Annotated in this window: 6 protein-coding genes and 1 pseudogene; all 7 read left to right on the plus strand. The window is 62.8% G+C overall.

The window, feature by feature from the left end:
• Position 1 precedes the first annotated feature (1 nt).
• Positions 2 to 1,768 (plus strand): Rqc2 family fibronectin-binding protein, encoded by a 1,767-nt coding sequence (locus ACOX7T_RS09790; protein WP_433442250.1) that lies wholly within the window; start codon positions 2 to 4, stop codon positions 1,766 to 1,768.
• A gap of 28 nt (positions 1,769 to 1,796) precedes the next feature.
• Positions 1,797 to 2,498: a response regulator transcription factor gene (locus ACOX7T_RS09795; RefSeq protein WP_433442252.1), complete on the plus strand. Its 702-nt coding sequence runs from the start codon at positions 1,797 to 1,799 to the stop codon at positions 2,496 to 2,498.
• Positions 2,499 to 2,706: 208 nt separating this feature from the next.
• Positions 2,707 to 3,630 (plus strand): ATP-binding cassette domain-containing protein, encoded by a 924-nt coding sequence (locus ACOX7T_RS09800; RefSeq protein WP_433442254.1) that lies wholly within the window; start codon positions 2,707 to 2,709, stop codon positions 3,628 to 3,630.
• Positions 3,623 to 4,375, plus strand: a complete 753-nt coding sequence (locus ACOX7T_RS09805; protein ID WP_433442256.1) for an ABC transporter permease — start codon at positions 3,623 to 3,625, stop codon at positions 4,373 to 4,375. Before ACOX7T_RS09800 ends, ACOX7T_RS09805 begins: the two co-directional genes overlap by 8 nt.
• Before the next feature lie 18 nt (positions 4,376 to 4,393).
• Positions 4,394 to 5,143, plus strand: a complete 750-nt coding sequence (locus ACOX7T_RS09810) for a hypothetical protein (RefSeq protein ID WP_433442258.1) — start codon at positions 4,394 to 4,396, stop codon at positions 5,141 to 5,143.
• A gap of 108 nt (positions 5,144 to 5,251) precedes the next feature.
• Positions 5,252 to 6,169 carry a sensor histidine kinase gene (locus ACOX7T_RS09815; RefSeq protein WP_433442260.1) on the plus strand — a complete coding sequence of 306 codons (918 nt, stop codon included), beginning with the start codon at positions 5,252 to 5,254 and terminating at the stop codon, positions 6,167 to 6,169.
• Positions 6,170 to 6,357: 188 nt separating this feature from the next.
• Positions 6,358 to 6,683: pseudogene (locus ACOX7T_RS09820) on the plus strand (sulfide/dihydroorotate dehydrogenase-like FAD/NAD-binding protein); the annotation flags it as partial.

Here is a 6,683-nt window from a genome sequence, read left to right on the forward strand (position 1 = left end):
CATGCCCTTGGACGCGATTTGCCTCTCCGCCGTGGCGGAGGAGCTGAGAGCCGCCGTGCTGGGCGGCAAGATTGATAAGATTTACCAGCCTGTCCGGGACGAGATTGTGATGGCGGTGCGGGGGAGCCGGGAGAACGTGAAGCTGCTCCTCTCCGCCAGCCCCAACCACCCCCGTGTGCAGCTGACCCGTATTACCCGGGAAAACCCGGACACGCCCCCCATGTTCTGCATGCTTATGCGCAAGCATCTCACCGGCGCCCGGATTCTGGATATCACCCAGCCTCCGGTGGAGCGTCTGGTGGAGTTCAGGCTGGAGTGCCTGGACGAGCTGGGGGACCGGGTGGAGCGCCGCCTGGTGCTGGAGCTGATGGGCCGGTCGGCCAACCTGATTCTCCTGGACAGCGAGGGGCGCATCACCGACTGCGTCCGCCGGGTGGAGGGCGACCTGGCCACAGGCAAGCGGCAGCTGCTGCCCGGACTGTTCTACCATCCGCCTGTGCCCCAGGACAAGCGCAATCCTCTGGACCTGGAGGAGGGGGAGCTGGAGGGGCTGATTGCCGCCGCGCCCGAGGAGGGGGCGGTGGACAAGTGGCTGCTGGACACCTTCAACGGCCTGTCCCCCCTCATCTGCCGGGAGCTGGCCTTCCAGGCCGCCGGTGACTCCGCCGTCCGCTTCTGCCAGCTGGGGGAGAAGGGCAAAGCCCGCCTGCTGGAGCGGATGAACGCCTTTGTAAATTCTGTAAAGGATAAAGAGTTTACACCCTATATGATTCTCAAGGAGGGCAAGCCCACCGATTTCTCCTTCCTGCCTATCCTCCAGTACGGCATGACCGTGGAGTTGCGGCGGATGGAGTCTTTTGGCCAGATGCTGGACAAGTTCTATGCCGACCGGGAGAGCGCCGAGCGGGTGAAACAGAAGGGCCAGGACCTGGTGAAGTCGGTGACCAGCGCCCGGGACCGCACCGCCCGCAAGCTGAACAACCAGCGCCGTGAGCTGGAGGCCACCCGGGACCGGGAGCGGCTGCGGGAGTGGGGGGATATCATCACCTCCAACCTCCACGCCATGGAGAAGGGCATGAGCCTGCTGCGGGCCATGAACTTCTACGACCCGGAGTGCCGGGAGGCGGAGATTCCCTTGGACCCGCTGCTGACGCCCCAGCAGAACGCGGCCAAGTATTATAAGGAGTACAACAAGGCCAAGACCGCCGAGCGGGTGCTCACCGAGCAGATTGCCCGGGGCGAGGGGGAGCTGGAGTACCTCAACAGCGTGCTGGAGAACATCACCCTGGCCGAGGGCGAGCGGGACCTCCAGGAGATCCGCCAGGAGCTGACCGATACCGGCTATCTCCGTCGCCAGAACAAGGCGGCCAAGCGGGAGAAGCGGGTGTCGGGCAAGCCCATGGAGTTCCGCTCCTCCACGGGGCTGCGGATTTCCGTGGGCAAGAACAACGCCCAGAACGACCAGCTCACCACCAAGATGGCCTACAAGAGCGATATCTGGCTCCACACCCAGAAGATTCACGGCTCCCACGTCATCCTCTGGGCTGAGGGCGGGCCGGTGGACGCCCAGAGCCTCACCGAGGCGGCCATGCTGGCGGCCTGGTTCTCCCAGGGCCGGGACGGCAAGAAGGTGCCGGTGGACTACACGCCGGTGAAGTACGTGAAGAAGCCCGCCGGAGCCCGGCCGGGCATGGTGGTGTATACCACCTATCAGACGGCCTACGTGGATCCGGATGAAAATCTGGCGGAGAAGCTGAGAATCAAGTAAAACAGACCACCGCAAAGGGGGAACAGCCATGGAGCGCTATAACATTCTCGTGGTGGAGGACGACCAGGACATCAACCGTCTCCTCTGCAAGATTCTGGAGGACGGCGGGTACTGCTGCCGCCCCGCCTTTTCCGGCAGCGAGGCCATGCTCTGGGCCGGGCAGTACGACTACGACCTGATTCTGCTGGACCTGATGCTGCCTGGACTCACTGGCGAGGAGTTCATCGCCGAGCTGCGCAAGAGCAGAACCATGCCCATCATTGTCCTGTCGGCCAAGGCGGGGCTGGAGAGCCGGGTGAATGTGCTCAAGCTGGGTGCTGACGACTTTATTCCCAAGCCCTTTGACAACGCCGAGGTGCTGGCCCGTGTGGAGGCCCAGCTGCGGCGGTACCGGCAGTTCTCCTCGCCCGCGGGGGAGAAGCATGTGCTCACCTGGGGGGACCTGACCCTGGACAAGGAGAGCGTCTCCGTCACGGCGGCGGGGAAGGACGTGACGGTCACCGCCCGGGAGTTTGAAATTCTCGCCCTGCTGATGTCCTATCCCAAGAAGGTCTTTACCCGGGAGCAGCTCTATGAGCAGGTGTGGGGCGGGGAGTACTTCGGCGACGACAACACCGTCAACGTCCACATCTCCAATCTCCGCGCCAAGCTGGCCAAGGTCTCGTCCACCGAGTACATCAAGACGGTGTGGGGCATTGGCTTCAAGATGAACGAGGAAGCGCAGGCGTAGGCCGGAGTCGGAGGGAAGGGGAGGCGTGCGGGGGCCCAACGTCTGCGTGACAGGAAAGCGCAGGCGTAAATCCCCACCGGCCCATTCCCCGACTTTATCCTTTCTTCACATTTGCTTAAAGGCGAATTGTTGACTTGCCGTTATACTGGCATCACAATCCAGGAGGGACGGCGCTCCGCCCCTCCCCGAAAGAGAGGTTGATGCCGCAATGGCAGAGAGCGTTCTGGTCACCCGGAACCTGACCAAGAGATACGGTCCGGCCACCGTGGTGAACAATGTAAATCTGAACATAGAGAAGGGGCAGATTTACGGCCTGGTGGGCCGTAACGGCGCGGGCAAGACCACCATCATCCGCATGGTCACGGCCCAGACCGTGCCCACCGAGGGAGAGATTTCTCTCTTCGGCGCCACCGAGCCCGGGGAGCTGGGCAAAATGCGGGCCCGTACCGGCGCCATGGTGGAGACCCCCAGCTTCTACCCCTATCTCACCGCCAGGGAGAATCTGGAGTACTACCGCATCCAGCGGGGCATCCCCGGCAAGAGCTGTGTGGACGAGGTGCTCAAGCTGGTGGACCTGAAGAAGGCGGGCGGGAAGAAGTTCAAGACCTTCTCCCTGGGCATGAAGCAGCGGCTGGGCCTGGCTCTGGCCCTGATGGGGCAGCCCGATTTCCTGCTGCTGGACGAGCCCATCAACGGCCTGGACCCGGAGGGTATCGTGGAGCTGCGCAACCTGCTGCTGGATCTGAACCGGGAGCGGGAGACCACCATCCTCATCTCCAGCCACATCCTCTCCGAGCTGGAGAACCTGGCCACCCACTACGGCTTCATTGACAACGGCCGTATGCTGGAGCAGATTTCCGCCAAGGCCCTGAAGGAGAAGTGCCGTGCCTGCCTGGAGCTGTCGGTGGACAGCGCCCCGGCGGCGGCCCGCGCCCTGGAGCAGGGCCTGGGCGCACGGGACTACGAGGTCCTGCCCGACAATGTCATCCGCCTGTACTGCCACCTGGACGAGCCCGCCCGGGTGACCCAGCTGCTGGTGGAGAGCGGCGTGGCCCTGCGCTCCATTGAGCAGAAGGGCGCCAACCTGGAGGACTACTTCCTGTCTCTGATTGGGGGTGTCCACCATGGTTAAGTACATGCGCGCTGAGTTCTATAAGGTGCTCCACCGCAAGTATACCTATGGCTTCCTGGTGGTGATTCTCCTCCTGGAGGCCATGCTGGTGGCGGGCTGGGCGTATACCAACGCCAACGGCAACGATGTGAACTTCTCTTCCGGCGCCGGCGTCCTGTGCCTCATGCTGGGTGTGGGCCTGTACTGCACGGTTCTCACCGGCGACATGGTCTTTTCCGACCAGTACAAGTTCAATACCCTGAAAAACGAGGTGTCCTACGGTCTGCCCAGAGCCCGCATTTACCTGGGCAAGCTGCTAGTGTCCTGCATCACCGCCCTGGTGCTCTGCGCCATCGTCCTGTGCGCCTACGTGGCCATGTGCTGGGTGGTGCTGCCCCACGATGCAGGGGCGGCTGAGACCATGAGCCTCATCTATTACTGCATCCTGACCGCCCTGCCTCTGTGGCTGGGCTCCCAGGCTCTGGTGCTCATGCTCTATTTCCTGCTCAAGAGCAGCACGGTGGCATCCTTTCTCTTCATCGGCGTGATTTTGGCGCTGCCCCAGGTTGTCAAGCTGCTCATCACCCTGGTGGGCCCGGTGTTTGAGTATGTGTATGTGTGCATGCTGACCACCTCCCTGGATATGGCGCCCTATGCGCCCTGGGACATGGCGCTGCTGGGCCGGAGCTGGGCCATTGGCGCCGGATGGTTCGTGATTACCACCCTGGTGGGCCTTATCTGCTTCCAGAAGCGGGAGATTAACTGACAAAAAGGGGGCGGCCCTGTGCTCAATTATATCAAAGCGGAGCTGTACCGGGCCGCCCACCATATGACGGTCTATCTGGTGTCCGGCATTCTGCTGGCGCTGGCACTTGTCTTCGCCTCCATGTGGGTGGGACCGTTCACCTTCCCCAATATGGCGGCGCTGCTGACAGCCACCATGCCGATAGGGCTATTCATGGCCGCCATCATGGACGTGGTGGTGGCGTCCGGCGTGCACCGGACGGGTACCCTGAAAAATGAGGTGGAATTTGGCATTCCCCGCAGCCGGATCTACCTGGGCAAGCTGATGGCCGCCTTTCTGCTGGCCGCTATGCTGTGCATTCTGGTGATGGGGAGCTTCCTGGGCCTGGGCTGGCTGTTCACAGCTCCCGGTACCCCAGAGGAGACCCAGGTGTCCCTGGCCATCCTGGGCTACGTGACAGCGGCCTCCTTCCCTCTGTGGCTGGGGGCGCTGGGCTTGACTCACGCTCTGTTTCTGGCCCTGAAGAACGAGGTGGTGGCCGCCTGCCTGACGGCCTACCTCCTCCTGCTGGGAGAGCCCATGACCGCCATCCTGACTATGATCAACTCGGAGACCATCGCCGGACCTGCCCGGGTGGTGCGGTCGGTACTGTTGACGGCCCCCTTCGGGCAGTACTATGATGACCTGACCTGGCAGCTGATGGCGAAAAACTGGGCCATCGGACTGGGCTGGCTTCTGGCCAGCACTGTGGTGGGGCTGTGGGTGTTCCGCCGGTCGGAAGTGAAATAACCGTCTCCCTGTTCAGCGGGGAGAGACAAAACCGCCGGGGGGCTTCTCCGGCGGCTTTGCCGCATCATCAGCGGCCATTTATCTACCACAGAGAAGGGAGCGGGGAAGATGCCTCTGCTGATTCTGGCCCTCATTGTGCTGGGGGCGCTGTGCGTGGGCCTGGGTATCCGGGTCTACGCGGTGGAGCGCGCCCTCCGATCCGCTGCCGGGCAGCTGCGGGAGCGGGAGGAGACAGGCAGCGGCGTCCGTATCCGCATGGCAGCGCCCAACTCCTCAGCGGAGGAGCTGGTGGCCGCCGTCAACGGCCTGCTGGAGCTGCGCCAGAAGGAGGAGGCGGACTACCGCCGCCGGGAGCAGGCCCTCCGGCAGCAGATTGCCAATGTGTCCCACGACCTGCGTACCCCCCTCACCTCCATCATCGGCTACCTCCAGCTCCTGGAGGGGGACAATCTGTCCCAGGCTGAGCGGGAGGAATACCTGAATATCATCGAGGGCCGGGCCCGTGCGCTCCAGAGCCTCATCGGCAGCTTCTACGACCTGTCCCGGCTGGACGGGGGCGAGTATCCCATCGCACGGGAGCGGGTGGACCTGTACGCCATCCTCAGCGAGCTGGTGGCGGGGTTCTACAACGACCTGACCGCCTCCGGGCTGGATGTGTCGGTGGAACTGGCGGAGGGCCTGCCCCATGTGTGGGGAGATGCCGCCGCCGTGCTCCGTGTGTTCACCAACCTGATCCGCAACGCCCTGGAGCACGGGGTGGGGACCTTGTCCATCAGGCTGTACCGGGCGGGAGATACTGTGGTCAGCGCCTTTGCCAACGGGGCAGGCGGACTGACGGAGGAGGACGTGCCCCATGTGTTTGACCGCTCCTTTACTTCGGATAAGAACCGCACCAGCCACAATGCAGGGCTGGGTCTGGCCATTGTGAAGGCCCTGGCGGAGCAGATGGGCTGCCGGACGCAGGCGGCTCTGGAGGGACCGGAGTTTGTCATCCGTGTTTTTTGGAAAATCGCCGGGGAGCGTTAAACCCTGCCGCACCCGCCGGACACCGGTCCGGCGGGTGTTCTTTTGCATACAGGTTGTTTGGCGGAGCGAAAACACTTTACATAGGTAAAGCATATTGACAATCGAAAACGAACATGCTATTCTTGCGGTAAATGGGTTAGACTAACAAAAAGTTTGGCATGCTGACTCTTTGAAAGGTGGAGAACAGAATGGCAAAAATCGTACGCAAGGAAGTGCTGAATCCCAGCGTCACGCTGCTGGAAGTGGAAGCGCCCAAGATTGCCCGGAAGGCCCTGCCGGGGCAGTTCATCATTCTGCGGATCGACGACGACGGCGAGCGGATCCCTCTGACCATCGGGGACTATGACCGTGAGAAGGGGACCATCACCATCATCTTCCAGAAGGTGGGCCTGACCACCATGCTGCTGGGCGACCTGAACGTGGGCGACGACATCAAGGACTTTGTTGGTCCTCTGGGCGTGCCCACCCACATTGACGAGGGCGTCAAGCGTGTGTGCGTGGTAGGCGGCGGCGT

The sequence above is a fragment of the Pseudoflavonifractor sp. genome (genome assembly GCF_050943825.1).
GTDB lineage: Bacteria > Bacillota > Clostridia > Oscillospirales > Oscillospiraceae > Pseudoflavonifractor.